Genomic DNA, 17,344 nt, shown 5'->3' on the forward strand with positions numbered 1-17,344 from the left:
ACGTTTTTACCAGCGCACCAGCAAGGCTCATCAAGTCGTAGCTTCCCAATGAAATTGACCGCGCTTTTCCAGCAAAGCGGAAACGCCAGCCCTTCGAGCCATCGGGGTTTATACGGCCCATGTTTTAATGTATTGGGCTTGTCTTAGGGATTAGCTCGTTTGGTTTGTATGACTGTAAGTGCCATGTTTATATGTAAAGAATATGTATAAAAAGCCTATACCTATTTTTTCTTGGATTCAGGGAGATTCCGTCGGACTGTCACGAATGATTAAACCAAAGTGTTTATTGAAAAAAGATTTTTTTTTGACTTTCTTGGATAGTTGCGGACGAACTTTTGGCGGAAGATCACAGGAGTCGAACCTGCCCGGGAACGCTGGCGTCCCCAACTGGATTTGAAGTCCAGCCACCTCACCGGAGATGACGATCTTCCGCGCCTGCATTGCTACATGGAGGCGGGGCGCATTATAGCTACTTTCAGACATTTACCACATACCCCGACACATTTTTTTCACCTCTCTTTTGACCTGAACACCCCCATTTCAGTTAATTCTTAAGAAAATCCTCAGGTTAGCATTTCGTGCTCCGCGACATTTACCCCGATCACAAAAAACAAGAAACGTAATTTGCTAACCAGAAAACGCAATACTCGCTGCTGAAACAATGGTTTAAAACCTCTGTAACCGGTCTCAGTGCCCGTATCGCCACACGGCAGGCATCTGGCGGCCAGCAAAGGATTACAGAACCAGGAGGACGAAAGTATGAAAATCAGTGATGGAAACTGGCTTATTCAACCTGGCCTGACCGTGACGTATCCGGTCCAGGTGTTCGATGTGGAGCAGCAGGGCAATGACCTGGTGGTGTATGTGGCACCGCGCGACGTCCGCGAACGCGCGTGGCAGCTCGATACGTTAATGTTCACCGTCCGGCTCTTCGCACCGCAGGAAGGGATTGTCGGGGTGCGCATCGAGCACTTCCAGGGGGCGCAGGACAAAGGCCCGCACTATCCGCTCAACGTGCTGAAGGACGTAAGGGTCGAGACGGTAAATAACGCCGAATACACCGAGCTGAAAAGCGGTAATCTCAGCGTGCGCGTCACCAAAGGCGAGTTCTGGGCGCTCGATTTTCTGCGTAACGGCCAGCGGATCACCGGCAGTGAACTGAAAAACAACGGCTACGTGCAGGACAGCAACACGAATCGCAACTATCTGTTCGAACGTCTGGATCTGGGCGTCGGGGAAACAGTTTATGGCCTCGGTGAGCGCTTTACCGCCCTGGTGCGCAACGGTCAGCAGGTCGATACCTGGAACCGCGACGGCGGTACCAGCACCGAGCAGTCCTACAAAAATATTCCGTTCTATCTCACTAACCGCGGCTACGGCGTGCTGGTCAACCATCCGGAAAATGTGTCGTTTGAAATCGGCTCGGAGAAGGTCTCCAAAGTACAGTTCAGCGTCGAGGGCGAATATCTGGAGTATTTTGTGATCGACGGCCCGACGCCGAAAGCGGTCCTGGACCGCTACACGCAGTTCACCGGTCGTCCGGCGCTGCCGCCGGCGTGGTCCTTCGGCCTGTGGCTCACCACCTCGTTTACCACTAACTACGACGAAGCGACGGTGAACAGCTTCATCGACGGCATGGCCGAACGCGACCTGCCGCTGCACGTCTTCCATTTTGACTGCTTCTGGATGAAGGCCTTCCAGTGGTGTGATTTTGAGTGGGACCCGATGACCTTCCCCGATCCAGAAGGGATGATCCGCCGCCTGAAAGAGAAAGGGCTGAAGGTCTGCGTGTGGATCAACCCGTACATCGGCCAGAAATCGCCGGTATTTAACGAGCTGAAAGAGAAAGGTTATCTGCTGAAGCGCCCGGATGGCAGCGTGTGGCAGTGGGACAAATGGCAGCCCGGGCTGGCGATTTACGACTTCACTAATCCGGACGCGTGCCGGTGGTACGCCGACAAGCTGAAGGGCCTGGTGGAGATTGGCGTGGACTGCTTCAAAACCGATTTCGGCGAGCGTATCCCGACGGATGTGCAGTGGTTTGACGGTTCCGATCCGCAGAAGATGCACAACCATTACGCCTTCATCTATAACGCGCTGGTGTGGAACGTGCTGAAAGAGACGGTAGGCGAGGAGGAGGCGGTGCTGTTTGCGCGCTCGGCGTCCGTCGGCGCACAGCAGTTCCCGGTGCACTGGGGCGGCGACTGCTATGCCAACTATGAATCCATGGCGGAAAGCCTGCGCGGTGGGCTGTCGATTGGTCTGTCCGGCTTCGGATTCTGGAGCCACGATATCGGCGGGTTCGAAAACACCGCCCCGGCGCACGTCTACAAACGCTGGTGCGCGTTCGGGCTGTTCTCCAGCCACAGCCGCCTGCATGGCAGCAAATCCTACCGGGTGCCGTGGGCGTACGATGATGAGTCCTGTGACGTGGTGCGTCACTTTACGCAGCTGAAATGCCAGCTGATGCCGTACCTCTATCGTCAGGCGGCGCTGGCACGGGAGTGCGGCACGCCGATGCTGCGGGCGATGATGCTGGAATTCCCGGACGATCCGGCATGTGACTATCTCGACCGTCAGTACATGCTGGGGGATGCCTTGATGGTAGCACCGGTGTTCTCCGAGGCGGGTGAGGTGCAGTTTTACCTGCCGGAAGGTCGCTGGACGCACTTGTGGCACAACGATGAGGTTCAGGGCTGCCGCTGGCATAAGCAGCAGCACGATTTCATGAGCCTGCCGGTTTATGTGCGCGACAATACCCTGCTGGCGCTGGGTAACAACAAGCACAAACCGGACTACGCCTGGAATGAGGGCACGGCCTTCCAGCTGTTTAACCTGGATGAGGGCGCAACGGCAGTGAGTGAAGTGCCTGCGGCTGACGGTTCGGTGGTATTTACGCTGAAGGCGTCACGCAAGGGCGACACCGTGACCCTTACCGGCGCGGGTGACGCGCGGAACTGGTCGGTATGCTTGCGCAACGTGCAGAAGGTGACTGGTGTGAAAGGTGGCTCATACGCGGGCAGCGAGTGGGGCGTGGTGGTGAACTCGGAGGGGGATGAGGTGGTGGTTCACCTTTAATTCCCCTCACCCTAACCCTCTCCCCAAAGGGGCGAGGGAATGGTTTACTCCCTCTCCCTTTCAGGGAGAGGGCTGGGGTGAGGGTGGTGTTGAAACTACACCACCGGTCATGGTCTGCTGAACCTGCTGTTTATCCATATTTACCGCGCTCAGCTTGCCATTTACCGTTGGCTTCAGCGGGGCATTCGCCTGCACACTCCCGCTGGCAGTCAGCTGAATATTGCCATCGCCGCTCACCGGCAGTGCGGGCCAGCCCCACTGCTGCAGGATGTTGAGCGGCACGCCGCGCCCGTTCAGGCTCACCGTGGTCTGTCGTTGCGCAAGCTGAGAAACCGTCGCGGTGGCTTCCAGAATGCCTTTCTCGGTAAAGGCGCTCAGATCGGTGATATTGACCGTGGCGGCGTTAGCGTTCAGTGCCAGCGACGGGCGTCGCACGTCCACGCGGTTAAAAGTGGCTGCTGCGCCGTTTAGCGTGGCGCTGCCGCCCCATACGCCCCATTTGTGGTCCTGCGCCAGCTGCAGGTTAGCCCCATAGCCATCAAGAGAGGTGATCTGCCACGGGAATGCGGGATCAATGTCGATCACCAGGTTGCGGCTCAGGCCGAATTTCTTCAGCGTCACGCTGTTCAGCCATTCCGGCAGCGGCTCCATCCACAGCGTTTTCCAGTTCTGCGGCAGGGTGTACTCCAGCCCGGCGACGGCGACATCGTCCAGTACCAGCGCTTTACCGTCGCGCAGCCAGTTGCCGGAGGTGCGCACCATGCCCCCTTCCCAGCGGGAGGTGAACTGGCGCAGCGCCACGCCCTGCGGAGAGAATTCCGCATTCAGGATCGGGTCGAACAGATGCAGCGAGCCGTAAATAAATTCGCTGGCATTCATGGATAAACGCCCGTCCTGGCTCTGCCAGTCTCCTTTGCTCAGCGTCAGGTTACGCAGGCTGAGATCCAAATCGGTTACGGCCCAGTCTGGCCCCTGCAGGCGCGCATCGATGACTTCCAGGCGGCCAATCTGCAAGGAGGGGATGGTATTGAGCGGCGCGAAGAAATCCAGCAGCGATTTATCGCTCTGCAGGCGGATCTCGTTCAGGCGCATAGTGTCGATGACCCAGCTTCCGTCGGCGTTGCGCAGGGCGGAGCCGGTAAGCGAGCCGCGCGCCATATCGGCGCCGATGGTGTTTAGCACCACCTCCTTGCCGTTCAGCTGGCCCTGGATCAGCACGTTAGTGGCCGGTACCCCGTTCAGGGTGAGCGAACCCGCGCTCATCTGGATCTGCGCATTTTTGCCCAGCACGTTACCCGCTTCTGGCTGCCACGGACTGACGCCGCCCGTCACTTTTTGCGCGCTTAAATCCCACTCCGTGTTGGGGCTGTTGAAGGCCATGTTGTTTAGCTGCAGACGGTCTGCCTGGAAGGGCATCGGCGCGGTCTGCGGAGAGAGGTTCAGCGTGCCATCGACCAGGGTGATGGTGTCCATATGCAGTGGATCGGTGAGCTGTCGGCTGCCAAGACCAATATCGACTTTTTTAGCCACCAGCGTGGCGGGCTGACCGTCGCGGCCAAAGGTGACGTTTTCCAGAAGGATGTGGGAAGGCGACGAAAAGCGGTGGTCCATCAGGTCGAAACTGAGTTCGTAATCGGTGTTCACCGTTACCCAACTGCTGACCTGTGACGCACCCCAGCGGGTCTGAAGCAGAAAATAGAGTGCCAGCAGCACAAGGAGCAGGGCTACCAGAAGATAGACGAGCAGCTTTCCAATAAATTTCATGGTCTTCCTTCCCGCGAAACGTACATAAAGGAGTTATGCACGATTTATGCGCAATGCTCAAGGCGGGAATGGTGTAAAGAGATGTCACGGCAGGCATTGACAGCCTGCCGTGAGGACAATCATTTTTTCTCTGGCGGGAAAACGAGGTTCAGCACGATAGCGGTGATACCGCCAGCGGCGATGCCGGAAGAGAGCAGGTTTTTCACCCAGTCCGGGGCAAACTGCAGGATCAGCGGCTGCTGAGAAACGCCCAGACCCACGGCCAGCGACAGGGCAATAATCATGATCGCGCGGCGGTTCAGTGGCTCGCGGGAGACGATTCGCACGCCCGAGGCCGCGATAGTACCGAACATCACCAGCGTTGCTCCGCCCAGAACCGGCTCAGGGATGTGCTGCACAAAACCACTCACGGCCGGGAACAGGCCAAGGACAATCAGCATCAGCGCCACCACAAACCCGACATAACGGCTGGCCACGCCGGTCAGCTGGATCACGCCGTTGTTCTGCCCGAAGCAGGAGTTCGGGAATGTATTAAACACGGCAGAGACAAAGGAGTTCAGACCGTTTGCCAGCACGCCGCCTTTCAGACGCTTCATGTACAGCGGGCCGGACACCGGCTGCTCCGAGACATCGGAGGTGGCGGTGATATCGCCGATGGTCTCCAGGGAGGTGATCATAAAGACCAGCATCAGCGGCAGCAGCAGACCCCAGTCAATGCCCAGGCCGTAGTACAGTGGAGTAGGAACGGTGATCAGCGCGCTGTTGGTCGGCGCGGTGTTTTCCGGCAACATGCCCAGCGCCCATGCCAGCAGGTAACCGGCCGCCATGGCGATCACCAGCGAGGCCACGCGCAGGTACGGGTTACGCTGACGGTTGAGCAGAATAATGATGGCCAGCACCACGCCAGCCAGCAGCAGGTTTTTTGGTGCGCCAAAGGTGTGGTCGCTCATTGCGGCATAGCCCCCGCCGATGGAGGTCAGCCCCACTTGGATCAGCGACAAACCGATAATCATCACCACCACGCCCGAGACCAGCGGGGTGATTACGCGGCGAGCCAGATGCAGAACACGGGAGATCACCATCTCCGTGCAGCTGGCCAGCATCAGCGTGCCGAACAGCGCCGCCATCATGGTCGGGACATCCGCCCCGCCGGTTTTTAACGCCGTACCGCCCATGATCAGCGGTGCCACAAAGTTAAAACTGGTACCCTGAATCGACAGCAAACCAGACCCCACCGGACCCCAGGCTTTAATTTGAATAATTGAGGCCACGCCGGAGGCGAAGAGGGACATGCTGATGATGTGCTGCGTATCCTGAGCCGGTAAACCCAGCGCCTGACAGATCAACAGCGCCGGGGTGATCACCGCAACAAACATGGCCAGAAGATGCTGGCAGGCAGCGAAGAGCGTCTGCGGAAGCGGTGGGCGGTCTTCAAGACGGTAAATCAGTTCGCTATTTTGCTTCTGCGCAATCGGTTGCGCATCAGGAGACTCTATGCTGTTAACGGACATCGACGGTAATCCCACGGTGGAAAAGCGGGCATTTTATCTGACCACCTGGTAAAAGCAAACGATTGCCAGCAAAAAAAAGAGAGAAAATCTGCCGGTATGAGCAGGTTTTCTACAACGTGGAGGAAAAAAAAATTACACTTTTCGCGCCGGTGGCTCATGACGAGCATAAGCCGGCCCAGGATAACGCCGCGTGTGTATGGAACACGCGCATAACAGGAGCCTCTTATGATTCATCTCGATACGTTGTCGACCCTTGTTGCCGCAACGCTGGTTCTTCTGCTTGGTCGCAAGCTGGTACACAGTGTTTCCTTTCTGAAAAAGTACACCATTCCTGAACCTGTTGCCGGTGGGTTGCTGGTGGCGCTGGCCCTGCTGGTGCTGAAAAAAAGCATGGGCTGGGAAATCGATTTCGATATGTCCCTCAAAGATCCGCTGATGCTGGCCTTCTTTGCCACTATCGGCCTGAATGCCAACCTGGCGAGCCTTCGGTCGGGCGGTAAGGTGCTGGGCGTGTTTCTGATTGTCGTGGTTGGTCTGCTGCTGATGCAAAACGCCATCGGCATCGGTATGGCGTCTCTGCTGGGGCTGGATCCGCTGATGGGTCTGCTGGCTGGCTCCATCACTCTGTCCGGCGGGCACGGTACCGGGGCGGCGTGGAGTAAGCTGTTTATCGAGCGCTATGGCTTTGAAAACGCAACGGAAGTGGCGATGGCCTGCGCGACCTTTGGTCTGGTGCTTGGCGGTCTGATTGGCGGCCCGGTAGCGCGCTACCTGGTGAAGCACTCCACCACGCCGGACGGCAGACCGGACGATGAACTGGTCCCCACCGCGTTCGAAAAGCCGGACGTTGGCCGCACCATCACCTCGCTGGTGATGATTGAAACCATCGCCATGATCGCCATCTGTCTGACGCTGGGTAAAGTGGTTGCGCAATGGCTGGCGGGCACGGCCTTTGAACTGCCGACCTTTGTTTGTGTGCTGTTTATCGGGGTGATCCTGAGCAACGGTCTGGCCCTGATGGGCTTCTATCGCGTGTTTGAACGTGCGGTCTCGGTGCTGGGTAACGTCTGCCTGTCGCTGTTCCTGGCGATGGCCCTGATGAGCCTTAAGCTGTGGGAGCTGGCGTCGCTGGCGCTGCCGATGGTAGCCATTCTGGCGGTGCAGGCGCTGTTTATGGCGCTCTATGCCATGTTCGTTACCTGGCGCATGATGGGCAAAAACTACGATGCCGCGGTGCTGGCGGCGGGGCACTGTGGGTTTGGTCTGGGGGCCACGCCAACGGCAATCGCCAATATGCAGGCAATCACCGAACGTTTCGGGCCTTCGCACATGGCGTTTCTGGTGGTACCGATGGTTGGGGCATTCTTTATTGATATCGTCAACGCGCTGGTGATCAAGCTGTACCTGATGCTGCCGATGTTCGCCTGAGATCAGGCGTTGGAGTAGCGCTCAGTTTCCGGCATCCAGCGCTCAATTAACGCTGCCGCCTGTTCGGGGTAGCGTTCATGAATATGGCGGGCAAGGCGCTGAACTTCAGGGATCATGGCCTGATCGCGCAGCAAATCTGCCACTTTGAATTCAGCGTTCCCGGTCTGACGTGTGCCCAGGAGCTCGCCCGGGCCACGGATCTCCAGGTCTTTTTGCGCAATGACGAATCCGTCGTTGCTGTCACGCAGTACCTGCAAACGCATCTGCGCGGTTTTTGAGAGCGGGGCTTTGTAGAGCAGAACGCAATGTGAGGCCACCGCACCACGGCCCACGCGGCCACGCAACTGGTGTAACTGCGCAAGCCCCAGACGCTCCGGGTTTTCGATGATCATCAGACTGGAGTTTGGCACATCCACGCCCACTTCAATCACCGTTGTGGCGACCAGCAAATGCAGCTCGCCCTGTTTGAAGGATTGCATGACGGCCTGTTTTTCTGCGGGCTTCATGCGCCCGTGCACCAGGCCCACCTTCAGTTCCGGTAGCGCCAGCTTCAGCTCTTCCCACGTTGCTTCTGCGGCCTGCGCTTCAAGCAGGTCAGACTCCTCAATCAGCGTGCAGACCCAGTACGCCTGACGTCCTTCATGGGTGCAGGCGTTGCGCACGCGATCGATGATGTCGCTGCGGCGGGTATCCGGGATGGCCACCGTCGTGACCGGCGTACGGCCCGGCGGTAGCTCGTCAATGGTGGAGGTGTCCAGATCGGCATAGGCAGTCATCGCCAGGGTTCGCGGAATAGGCGTGGCGGTCATGATCAGCTGGTGCGGATGGAAGCCCTGCTGCAGCCCTTTTTCCCACAGCGCCAGGCGCTGATGCACGCCAAAGCGGTGCTGTTCATCGATGATCACCAGCGCGAGGCCGTTAAACTGCACCTGCTCCTGGAAGATGGCATGGGTGCCGACAATCATCTGCACCTCACCGCGAGCGATGGCGTCCTGTTGCGCAAGACGCGCTTTGCCCTTTTGTTTTCCGGCAAGCCAGCCCACCTCAATGCCCAGCGGGGCGAACCAGGCGCGGAAGTTATTCGCGTGCTGCTCCGCCAGCAGTTCCGTCGGCGCCATCAGCGCCACCTGCTTGCCGTGGGCAATGGCGCGCAGGGCTGCCAGGGCAGCAACCAGCGTTTTACCAGAGCCTACATCGCCCTGCACCAGGCGCATCATGGGCACATCAAGCGCCATATCGCGTTCGATCTCGGCGGTGACGCGCGCCTGGGCACCGGTAGGTTTAAACGGCAGGGAGGCCAGCAGCTTATCCTTGAGCTCATCACGCGGGCTTAAGGGCTGGGCATGAAAACGCTGCGCACCGGCGCGCAGCGCCAGCATGCTCAGGTTATGCGCCAGTAATTCCTCAAGGATAAGACGCCGTTGGGCGGGGTGTTTGCCGCTTTCTAAATCGCTGAGCTGCAGCGTGGGCGGCGGGCGATGCAGCGTACGCAGCGCTTCCGGCAGGCTCATCATTCCCTGCGCCAGCTCAGGCGGCAGCAGCTCGGTGATGGCGCAGGTATCGAGTAACTCCAGGGCCTGGTCGGTGAGCTTACGCAGCGTCGCCTGTTTGATACCTTCCGTTGTCGGGTAGACCGGAGTGAGCGTCTCCTGCAGCTCCGGCGTGCTGAGATCGCCCTGCACGCGGTACTCCGGGTGGATCATCTCTGCGCCATATTTCCCGCGTTTGGCTTCGCCATACGCCAGCACCCGGCGGCCTGTTGCAAGGCTGTTTTTCATCGCCGCGTTGAAGTTGAAAAAGCGCATGGTGAGAATGCCGGTGCCGTCGCTGATTTGACAGGTCATCATCCGGCGGCCGCCAAAGGTGATGTTGCAGTTCAGCACCTCGCCCTCAACGGTGGCGTAAATCGCGGGCAGCAGATCGCCAATCTTATAAAGTTGCGTGCGGTCTTCATAACGCAGGGGGAGGTGGAGCAGGAGATCCTGCACGGTGTGCAGGCCAATTTTGCCCAGTTTACTGCTTTGTGCCGCGCCCACGCCCGTCAGGCTATTGAGCGGGATGGCATCCAGCAGGCGGCCTTTCATCGGTTACCCTGCGTACTGCATGGTGGCCCACCACCCGGCATCGGCTTCAATTTCGCCCTGCGCGTTGACGTGGGGGTAAGGCAATTTTTTCTGCTTCGCAACACGAGCCAGCACCGGATAACCGCCTTCAAACAGCAGGCGCTGCTGTTCGTCTTCCGGCAGCATGCTGTTGCTGCGCTCGTACATCCCGGCGTTCTGACGCTGGCGCTGGGCTTCATACAGAATGAGCGCGGAGGCCACAGAGACATTCAGGGACTGCACCATGCCGATCATGGGGATGATGATGTCCTGATCCGCCAGATCCAGCGCTTCCTGAGTGATCCCGGTTTTCTCCTGACCCATCAAAATACAGGTCGGGCGGGTGTAGTCGATCTCGCGGAAATCGACCGCTTTGGCAGACAGGTTGGTGGCAAGAATCTGCATACCGCGACCTTTCAGGTGCGATACGGCTTCTCCGATGGTCTGATGGGTTTTGACGGACACCCAGCTGTTACTGCCTGCGGCTGTCGACGCCATGGTGCGCATGCGGGCACCGGGCCAGACGGCGTGCACTTCATGCACGCCGACGGAGTCTGCGGTACGGACAATGGCAGAGACGTTATGAGGTTTATGGACCTGCTCCATGCAGACCGTCAGATCAGGCTGACGCCTGGCGAGCATTTCGCAGATACGTGCATAACGTTGTGCATTCATAAAACTAGTTTCGGTTTCGGGTGACTTTAATGACGTCCGGCATGACGCGGATCTTGCGCATAATATTTGCCAGATGCACGCGGTCGCGGGCGGTCAGACGAATAAAGGCGCTGTACACGCGGCCATCTTTTTCTTCCGTGTTCAGGCTCTGAATGTTGGAAGAGGCCGTGTTGATCGCTGCCGTCAGGTTCGCCAGGGCACCCTGGTGGTTGAACATATCCACCTTAATTTCGGTGATAAATTCCTGCGCCGTCTCTTTATCCCACTCGACCGCCATAAACTTCTCCGCCTCTTTTTGATAGCCGCGGATGTTACGACAGGATTCATGGTGGATAACCAGCCCTTTGCCCGGGCTGACGTGCGCAATAATCGGATCGCCAGGAATTGGACGGCAACACTTCGCAAAGGTGATAAGCACCCCGTCCGCGCCTTTGATCGGCAGATGCGCGTGGCCGGATGCGCCAGGTGCGGAAGGTATTGCTTCGCCCTGCTGCAGGTTTTTGGCTACCACGACGCTCATGGCGTTACCCAGCCCAATTTCCGCCAGCAGATCGTCCAGAGAGGTGAGCTTCATCCGGTCGAGTTCACGCTGGATATGTTCTGGTGGGATCTCTGCCAGCTTACGGCTGCCACCCAACGCATGGTTGAGCAGACGACGCCCAAGGCTGACGGAGTCATCACGCTTGAGGTTTTTCAGCAGCTGACGGATTTTGGCGCGCGCTTTGGAGCTCACAACAAAGTTCAGCCAGGCCGCGTTTGGACGTGCGCCCGGTGCGGTGATGATTTCGACTGTCTGGCCGCTGGCGAGCGGTTGAGACAGCGGATAAGGCTGTCTGTCTACGCGTGCGCCTACGCAGGCGTGGCCGATATCGGTATGCACGGCATACGCGAAGTCGACCGGGGTCGCGCCCGCAGGCAGTTCGACAATACGCCCTTCAGGCGTGAAAACGTAAATCTCATCCGGGAAGAGATCGGATTTTACGCTCTCGATAAATTCAAACGAGCTCCCCGCACTCTGCTGCAGCTCCAGCAGGCTCTGCATCCAGCGCTGGGCGCGGATTTGTGCCGTGGTGCTGCTTTCACCACCGTGCTCTTTATAGGCCCAGTGTGCGGCGACACCCATCTCCGCCATCTGGTCCATGTCTTCGGTGCGGATCTGCACTTCAACAGGGACGCCGTGCGGGCCGATCATCGAGGTATGCAAAGATTGATAGCCGTTCGCTTTTGGAATGGCGATGTAATCTTTCATGCGCCCAGGACGCGGCTTGTAGAGGCTGTGCATCTGCCCCAGAACGCGATAGCAGGTGTCGGCATCGTGGACGATCACGCGGAACGCGTAAATATCCATGATCGAGTGAAAACGCTGCTCTTTGAGCACCATTTTGCAGTAAATAGAGTACAGGTGTTTTTCGCGACCGCTCACGCGGCAGGGAATGCCCGCTTCCTGTAAACGTCCTTCAATTTCCGAGAGGATCTTTTGAATCATCTCTTTACGGTTACCGCGGGCGGCTTTCACCACCTCTTTAATGACGCGATAGCGGTTCGGGTACAACGCTTCAAAACCCAGCTCTTCCAGCTCGGTTTTAATGTGATGGATACCTAAACGGTGCGCCAGCGGACTGTAGATTTCGAGGGTTTCACGGGCAATGCGGCGACGTTTGTCCGGGCGGAGTGAGCCCAGCGTGCGCATGTTGTGGGTACGGTCAGCGAGTTTGATGAGAATGACGCGGATATCCTGCACCATCGCCATAATCATCTTGCGAAAGTTTTCGGCTTGCGCCTCTTTCTTGTCGCGGAAGTTCAGCTTATCAAGCTTGGACACCCCTTCCACCAGTTCGGCAACGCTTTTGCCAAACAGCTGTTCCATATCCTGGTAAGTGGCAGGGGTATCTTCGATCACGTCGTGCAGCAGAGCGGCCATCAGCGTTTCATAGTCGAGTTTCATCTCGGCCAGAATACAGGCCACCGCTACCGGGTGCGTGATATAGGGTTCACCGCTTGAACGTGTCTGGCCCTCGTGAGCGTCACGTGCAACGAGATAAGCCTGCTGAAGACGCTTAATCTGGTCTTCAGGCAGGTAGGTTTGAATCAGTTGATTCAGGCTTTCAAACAGATACAAGGGCGACCCGCAGGTTTAATTAACGACGACCTTCAGCAATGGCGGTTACGGCCTGCAGTTCTGCGGCTTCCTGCTCTTGCTGCTCCTGGCGCTCACGTACGTCGAGGATCTGGTTGTTGATCAGACCTTCTTCGATTTCGCGAAGTGCAATTACGGTGGTTTTATCGTTTTCTTCCGGTACCAGCGGATCTTTTCCGCCTACCTGCATCTGACGAGCGCGACGCGCGGCGACCAGCACCAGGTCAAAACGGTTACCAATTTTCTCTACAGCGTCCTGAACAGTTACGCGTGCCATACTTAAAATGCTCCACAGGTGAAGAAATGACTGGGCATAATACTGAAAGTGGGTTCAGTCTGCCAACAGTTTGGTGATTAATGCGTCATGTCGCTGCTTCTGGCGGCTCATACGCAGACGTTCTGCGCGAAGGATGGTTTTGAGATCGCTCAGTGCGGCATCAAAATCATCATTCACAATAAGGTAATCATATTCGGCGTAATGGCTCATTTCTGCAACTGCCTGTTCCATACGCTTTGCAATGACCTCTTCGCTGTCCTGACCGCGGCCACGCAGGCGGCGATCCAGCTCATCTTTCGACGGCGGTAAAATAAAGATACTGCGCGAATCAGGCATTTTCTTGCGAATTTGCTGTGCGCCCTGCCAGTCGATATCCAGGAACACATTCACGCCGGTTGCCAGAACCTGCTCAATGGTTTCACGCGAAGTACCGTAGTAGTTCCCGAAAACTTCTGCGTGTTCAAGAAACGCATCTCGGCCAATCATCGCTTTAAATTCGTCGTGATCGACAAAGAAATAGTGTTCACCGTGCACTTCACCCGGACGCGGTTTACGCGTGGTGTGTGAAACAGAAACCTGAGTGTCATACAACGGTTGGGTTTTTAACAGTGCCTGAATAAGGCTGGATTTACCCGCGCCACTAGGGGCAGAAACAATATAAAGCGTGCCTTGAGCCATGAGAGTCTTTTGTATGTGTTAACGAAGAAGTCCTACATACGGGCTTATTATACACGTCGCCGCTGTGTGACGTAGCCTTTGTCACACTTTTTCCCCTGGATTATTGCGTTTTGCGTGTCGTTTTCAGGTTTTACCTGTGTTTTGCAGCAACATAAATTCACTCTGGATAGCGCCTCGCAAAGCGCCATGTTGCCATTAGCGTGTTTTTCGTCGCCGGGTTATACCTCCAGCAACGTAAAGGAGGGGTAGCGATGTGGCGATGGATAAGCGGCTTCATGCTGTTGTGGTGTGGTTCTGCGGCGGCGGTGTGCCCGGTGTGGTCTCAGGCGAGGGCGGAGAAAGAGATTGCGACGTTAAGTGCGCAAATCAAACGCTGGGATGACGCCTACTGGCAGCAGGGTATCAGCGAAGTGAACGATGAAGTGTATGACCAGCTCAACGGGCGGTTAAAACAGTGGCAGCACTGTTTTGGGCATGCATCACCTGACGCAGCACTTCCCGCCCTGACGGGACGTATCAAACACCCTGTCGCCCATACAGGGGTTCATAAGGTGAGCAGTAAAGAAGAGCTTGGCCAGTGGATGCATGCCCGGCGCAATCTCTGGATGCAACCCAAAGTTGACGGTGTAGCGGTAACGCTGGTGTATCGGGGGGGAACATTGGCTCAGGCCATTAGCCGTGGCGATGGGCTAAAAGGTGAAGACTGGACATCGCAGGTGCGTTTAATACCGTCGGTGCCACAACACCTTTACGGCGCGCTGGCAAACAGCGTGTTACAGGGGGAGCTTTTTTGGCAGCGTGAAAACCACATTCAGCAGCAGATGGGCGGAATGAATGCACGCGCAAAAGTCGCAGGTGCGATGATGCGCCAGCAGGATAACGCGTTTTTGAGAGAGGTTGGGGTATTCATCTGGGCCTGGCCAGACGGGCCAAAAGAGATGAAAACCGCACTGGCGGAACTGTCTGACGCGGGGTTTACCCTGACGGCGCGCTATACCTTGCCCGTAGAGCATATTGAGGCCGTCGAAAAGCAGCGCTCAGCGTGGCACACCGCAGCATTACCCTTTGCCACGGACGGCATTGTGGTTCGCTCGGCGGATGAACTGCCGGGTGAAAACTGGCTGCCAGGAGAGGGCAGTTGGGTTGTTGCTTGGAAATATCCCCCTGTCGCGCAGGTTGCTGAAGTACGGGATATACACTTCACTGTGGGCCGAACGGGGAAAATTGCCGTTGTGGCGGGGCTGGAGCCAGTACGGCTGGATGATAAACAGGTGCAGCGGGTTAGCCTCGGGTCCGTTGGCCGCTGGCAAAGGCTGGATATCGCGCCGGGCGATCAGATCCAGGTAAGCCTGGCCGGACAGGGGATCCCCCGATTCGACAAAGTCGTCTGGCGAGGGACCGACCGGCAAAAACCAGAACCTCCAGTCCCGCAGTACCATTCTCTCAGCTGTTTTTACGCTTCACCGGAATGTATGGAGCAGTTCTTTGCCCGGCTGACGTGGCTCAGTTCTAAGCAAGGGCTGGATATTGCCGGTTTAGGCGAGTCAGGCTGGCGGGCGCTCTGGCAGGCACATCGCTTTGAACATATTTTCTCATGGCTGTTGTTAACCCAGGCACAGCTGCAAACCACGCCGGGGTTTTCGGCTGCACGCGGACTGGCGCTCTGGCATCAGTTTAATCTGGTGCGCGAGCGTCCTTTTATTCGTTGGATCATGGCGATGGGGGTTCCGCTGGCTCAGGCGACCCTGAAAGCCGCCGGAGAGCTATCATGGCAGACCATGCACCAGCGTAGCGCTATGGACTGGCAGACCTTGCCGGGGACCGGAGAGGAGAAAGCGCGGCAAATCGTTAACTGGCTCCACGCGCCGGAGGTGGATGTGCTGGCAAAGTGGCTGGCTGAACAGCACATCAAGGGATTCTGAACTTAGTGAGCGCTGTGTTTGTAGTGAAACACCGGCAGGCCGAGCTTCAGTCGCAATGCCAGCATGCGGGCCGTAAAGCCGAACAGCAGCGTGGAGATGACCACCACATCATGGTTCGAAACATAATGCTGCAGGGCAATATAGAGCACCGCTGCCGCGAAGGAGATGCCGGCATACAGCTCTTTTTGAAAGACCAGAGGAATACGTTTGCAGAACATATCGCGCAGCACGCCTCCAAACACCCCGGTCACCACGGCGGCAATGGTGGCGATAACTGGCCCTTCGCCCATATCGAGTGCGATTTGTGCGCCAATGATAGAAAAGACAATCAGCCCGAGCGCATCAAGCACCAAAAACAGGCGACGCAGATGGGTCATAACGGGCGCGACAATGGTGGTTACTACGGCGGCGGTCGCCACAATAATCACGTATTCGGGGTTTTTCACCCAGCCCAGTGGGTAATGGCCCAGCAGAATATCGCGCACGGAACCGCCGCCCAGTGCGGTCGCTGTGGCAATAATGATTACGCCGAAGGTATCCATTCGGCGACGACCGGCTGCAAGCGCGCCAGTCATGGCTTCTGCAGTAATGCCAATGAGATAAAGAGTGTGAAGCAGCATATAACCTCCGGTGTGAAGCCGGGAAGGTTAACGTTTTGTGCGCACGATCACGATTGAGATTTTCTAAAGTGAGCGGGTTTGCCCTATAAAATTTTATCAACCCATAGCGGAGAAGGTTGATTGGTGGCGGCAAAGCGAGAAAAGACGGGTTAAAATGGATTAGAAATAATAATGGGTGACGTCGGTCGACGCCACCCGAATGGTATTACTCGATATTCTGGATCTGCTCGCGCATCTGCTCAATCAGTACCTTGAGCTCAATGGCGGAATTCGTCACGTCGGCATTGATTGATTTAGACGCCAGGGTATTCGACTCGCGGTTGAATTCCTGCATCATAAAGTCGAGACGACGACCAACGGCTTCTTTCTTCTTCAGAATGTTGTAGGTCTCTTTAACGTGTGCTTCCAGACGGTCCAGCTCTTCGGCCACGTCAACGCGCTGCGCCATCAGCACCAGCTCTTGTTCCAGACGGTTATTTTCCAGCTGAACTTCCGCTTCTTCCAGTTTGGCAACCAGACGCTCGCGCTGCCACTGCAGCACTTCCGGCATATGGGTACGTACTTTTGCCACTTCGGCGCTGACGCCTTCAAGGCGCTGTTCAATCATCGCTTTCAGCGCCTGGCCTTCGGTTTCGCGAGCAACGATAAAGTCATCGAGCGTGCTGTCGAGGGCGGCAAGGATTTCAGCGGCAATTGCATCCAGATCCTGCTCTCCGGCAGCCATGACGCCAGGCCAGCGCAGAATATCAACCGGATTAATTTCGCCTTCGTCGCTTTGCATTTTGACCCAGTTCGCCGCATTGACGAGCTGTTTTGCCAGTTTTTCGTTGAGGATCAGTTCGCCCTGCGCGCTGGCATCCGGCTCAAAACGCAGGTTACATTCCACTTTGCCGCGCGTCAGACGCGTACGGATACGCTCACGCACCACAGGCTCAAGGCTGCGGAACTGCTCCGGCATACGGAAATAGGTTTCCAGATAGCGCTGGTTTACCGAACGCATTTCCCAGATAGCGCTACCCCAGCTACCCTTGATTTCACGCCGGGCGTAGGCGGTCATACTGCGGATCATAGATATTCCCGTTTTTAAAGGAGAGATGGGGGGATTATAGCTTTCAGGGGCTTCTCAGGATAGGAATAAGCGTCCTTTATCCG

At 56.9% G+C, this 17,344-nt stretch carries 12 protein-coding genes, 1 tRNA gene and 1 pseudogene; 3 read left to right on the plus strand and 11 right to left on the minus strand.

Annotated features, from left to right (window positions below):
- Positions 1-4 precede the first annotated feature (4 nt).
- Both ACQG22_RS00515 and ACQG22_RS00520 read right to left on the minus strand, forming a co-directional pair.
- Positions 5-185 (minus strand): annotated as a pseudogene (locus ACQG22_RS00515) (Arm DNA-binding domain-containing protein); the annotation flags it as partial.
- A gap of 151 nt (positions 186-336) precedes the next feature.
- A tRNA-Sec gene (locus ACQG22_RS00520) sits at positions 337-431 on the minus strand.
- Between the two features lie 328 nt (positions 432-759).
- Here ACQG22_RS00520 and yicI point away from each other — a divergent pair.
- Positions 760-3,078, plus strand: a complete 2,319-nt coding sequence (gene yicI / locus ACQG22_RS00525) for an alpha-xylosidase (RefSeq protein ID WP_369706812.1) — start codon at positions 760-762, stop codon at positions 3,076-3,078.
- Positions 3,079-3,138: 60 nt separating this feature from the next.
- On the opposite strand, the gene ACQG22_RS00530 is transcribed toward yicI, so the two are convergent.
- Positions 3,139-4,842: an AsmA family protein gene (locus ACQG22_RS00530; RefSeq protein WP_369706813.1), complete on the minus strand. Its 1,704-nt coding sequence runs from the start codon at positions 4,840-4,842 to the stop codon at positions 3,139-3,141.
- Between the two features lie 119 nt (positions 4,843-4,961).
- Positions 4,962-6,353 carry a nucleobase:cation symporter-2 family protein gene (locus tag ACQG22_RS00535; RefSeq protein WP_369706814.1) on the minus strand — a complete coding sequence of 464 codons (1,392 nt, stop codon included), beginning with the start codon at positions 6,351-6,353 and terminating at the stop codon, positions 4,962-4,964.
- Positions 6,354-6,578: 225 nt separating this feature from the next.
- On the opposite strand from ACQG22_RS00535, the gene gltS reads away from it, so the two are divergent.
- The gene (gltS, locus tag ACQG22_RS00540; protein ID WP_013094878.1) at positions 6,579-7,781 is read left to right on the plus strand and encodes a sodium/glutamate symporter; all 1,203 of its coding nucleotides are present in this window, start codon (positions 6,579-6,581) and stop codon (positions 7,779-7,781) included.
- A gap of 2 nt (positions 7,782-7,783) precedes the next feature.
- On the opposite strand, the gene recG is transcribed toward gltS, so the two are convergent.
- Genes recG through gmk form a run of 5 tightly spaced genes read right to left on the minus strand, consistent with a single transcriptional unit; the run spans position 7,784 to position 13,650 of the window.
- The gene (gene recG / locus ACQG22_RS00545) at positions 7,784-9,865 is read right to left on the minus strand and encodes an ATP-dependent DNA helicase RecG (protein WP_014830141.1); all 2,082 of its coding nucleotides are present in this window, start codon (positions 9,863-9,865) and stop codon (positions 7,784-7,786) included.
- A gap of 3 nt (positions 9,866-9,868) precedes the next feature.
- A complete protein-coding gene (trmH, locus tag ACQG22_RS00550; protein ID WP_369706815.1) occupies positions 9,869-10,558 on the minus strand; it encodes a tRNA (guanosine(18)-2'-O)-methyltransferase TrmH in 690 nt (229 codons plus the stop codon).
- 4 nt (positions 10,559-10,562) lie between these two features.
- Positions 10,563-12,677 (minus strand): bifunctional GTP diphosphokinase/guanosine-3',5'-bis pyrophosphate 3'-pyrophosphohydrolase, encoded by a 2,115-nt coding sequence (spoT, locus tag ACQG22_RS00555; protein WP_013094882.1) that lies wholly within the window; start codon positions 12,675-12,677, stop codon positions 10,563-10,565.
- A gap of 19 nt (positions 12,678-12,696) precedes the next feature.
- A complete protein-coding gene (gene rpoZ / locus ACQG22_RS00560) occupies positions 12,697-12,972 on the minus strand; it encodes a DNA-directed RNA polymerase subunit omega (protein ID WP_000135058.1) in 276 nt (91 codons plus the stop codon).
- Between the two features lie 54 nt (positions 12,973-13,026).
- On the minus strand, positions 13,027-13,650 hold the full coding sequence (gmk, locus tag ACQG22_RS00565) for a guanylate kinase (protein ID WP_013094883.1): 624 nt from the start codon (positions 13,648-13,650) through the stop codon (positions 13,027-13,029).
- Positions 13,651-13,901: 251 nt separating this feature from the next.
- Here gmk and ligB point away from each other — a divergent pair, with 251 nt between their 5' ends.
- Positions 13,902-15,572 (plus strand): NAD-dependent DNA ligase LigB, encoded by a 1,671-nt coding sequence (ligB, locus tag ACQG22_RS00570; protein ID WP_013094885.1) that lies wholly within the window; start codon positions 13,902-13,904, stop codon positions 15,570-15,572.
- 2 nt (positions 15,573-15,574) lie between these two features.
- On the opposite strand, the gene ACQG22_RS00575 is transcribed toward ligB, so the two are convergent.
- Positions 15,575-16,192 (minus strand): trimeric intracellular cation channel family protein, encoded by a 618-nt coding sequence (locus ACQG22_RS00575; protein WP_013094886.1) that lies wholly within the window; start codon positions 16,190-16,192, stop codon positions 15,575-15,577.
- A gap of 205 nt (positions 16,193-16,397) precedes the next feature.
- Positions 16,398-17,261 (minus strand): YicC/YloC family endoribonuclease, encoded by an 864-nt coding sequence (locus tag ACQG22_RS00580; protein WP_369706816.1) that lies wholly within the window; start codon positions 17,259-17,261, stop codon positions 16,398-16,400.
- Positions 17,262-17,344 lie beyond the last annotated feature (83 nt).

It is taken from the genome of Enterobacter cloacae complex sp. 309I3, from assembly GCF_050031595.1.
Classification (GTDB): domain Bacteria; phylum Pseudomonadota; class Gammaproteobacteria; order Enterobacterales; family Enterobacteriaceae; genus Enterobacter; species Enterobacter cloacae.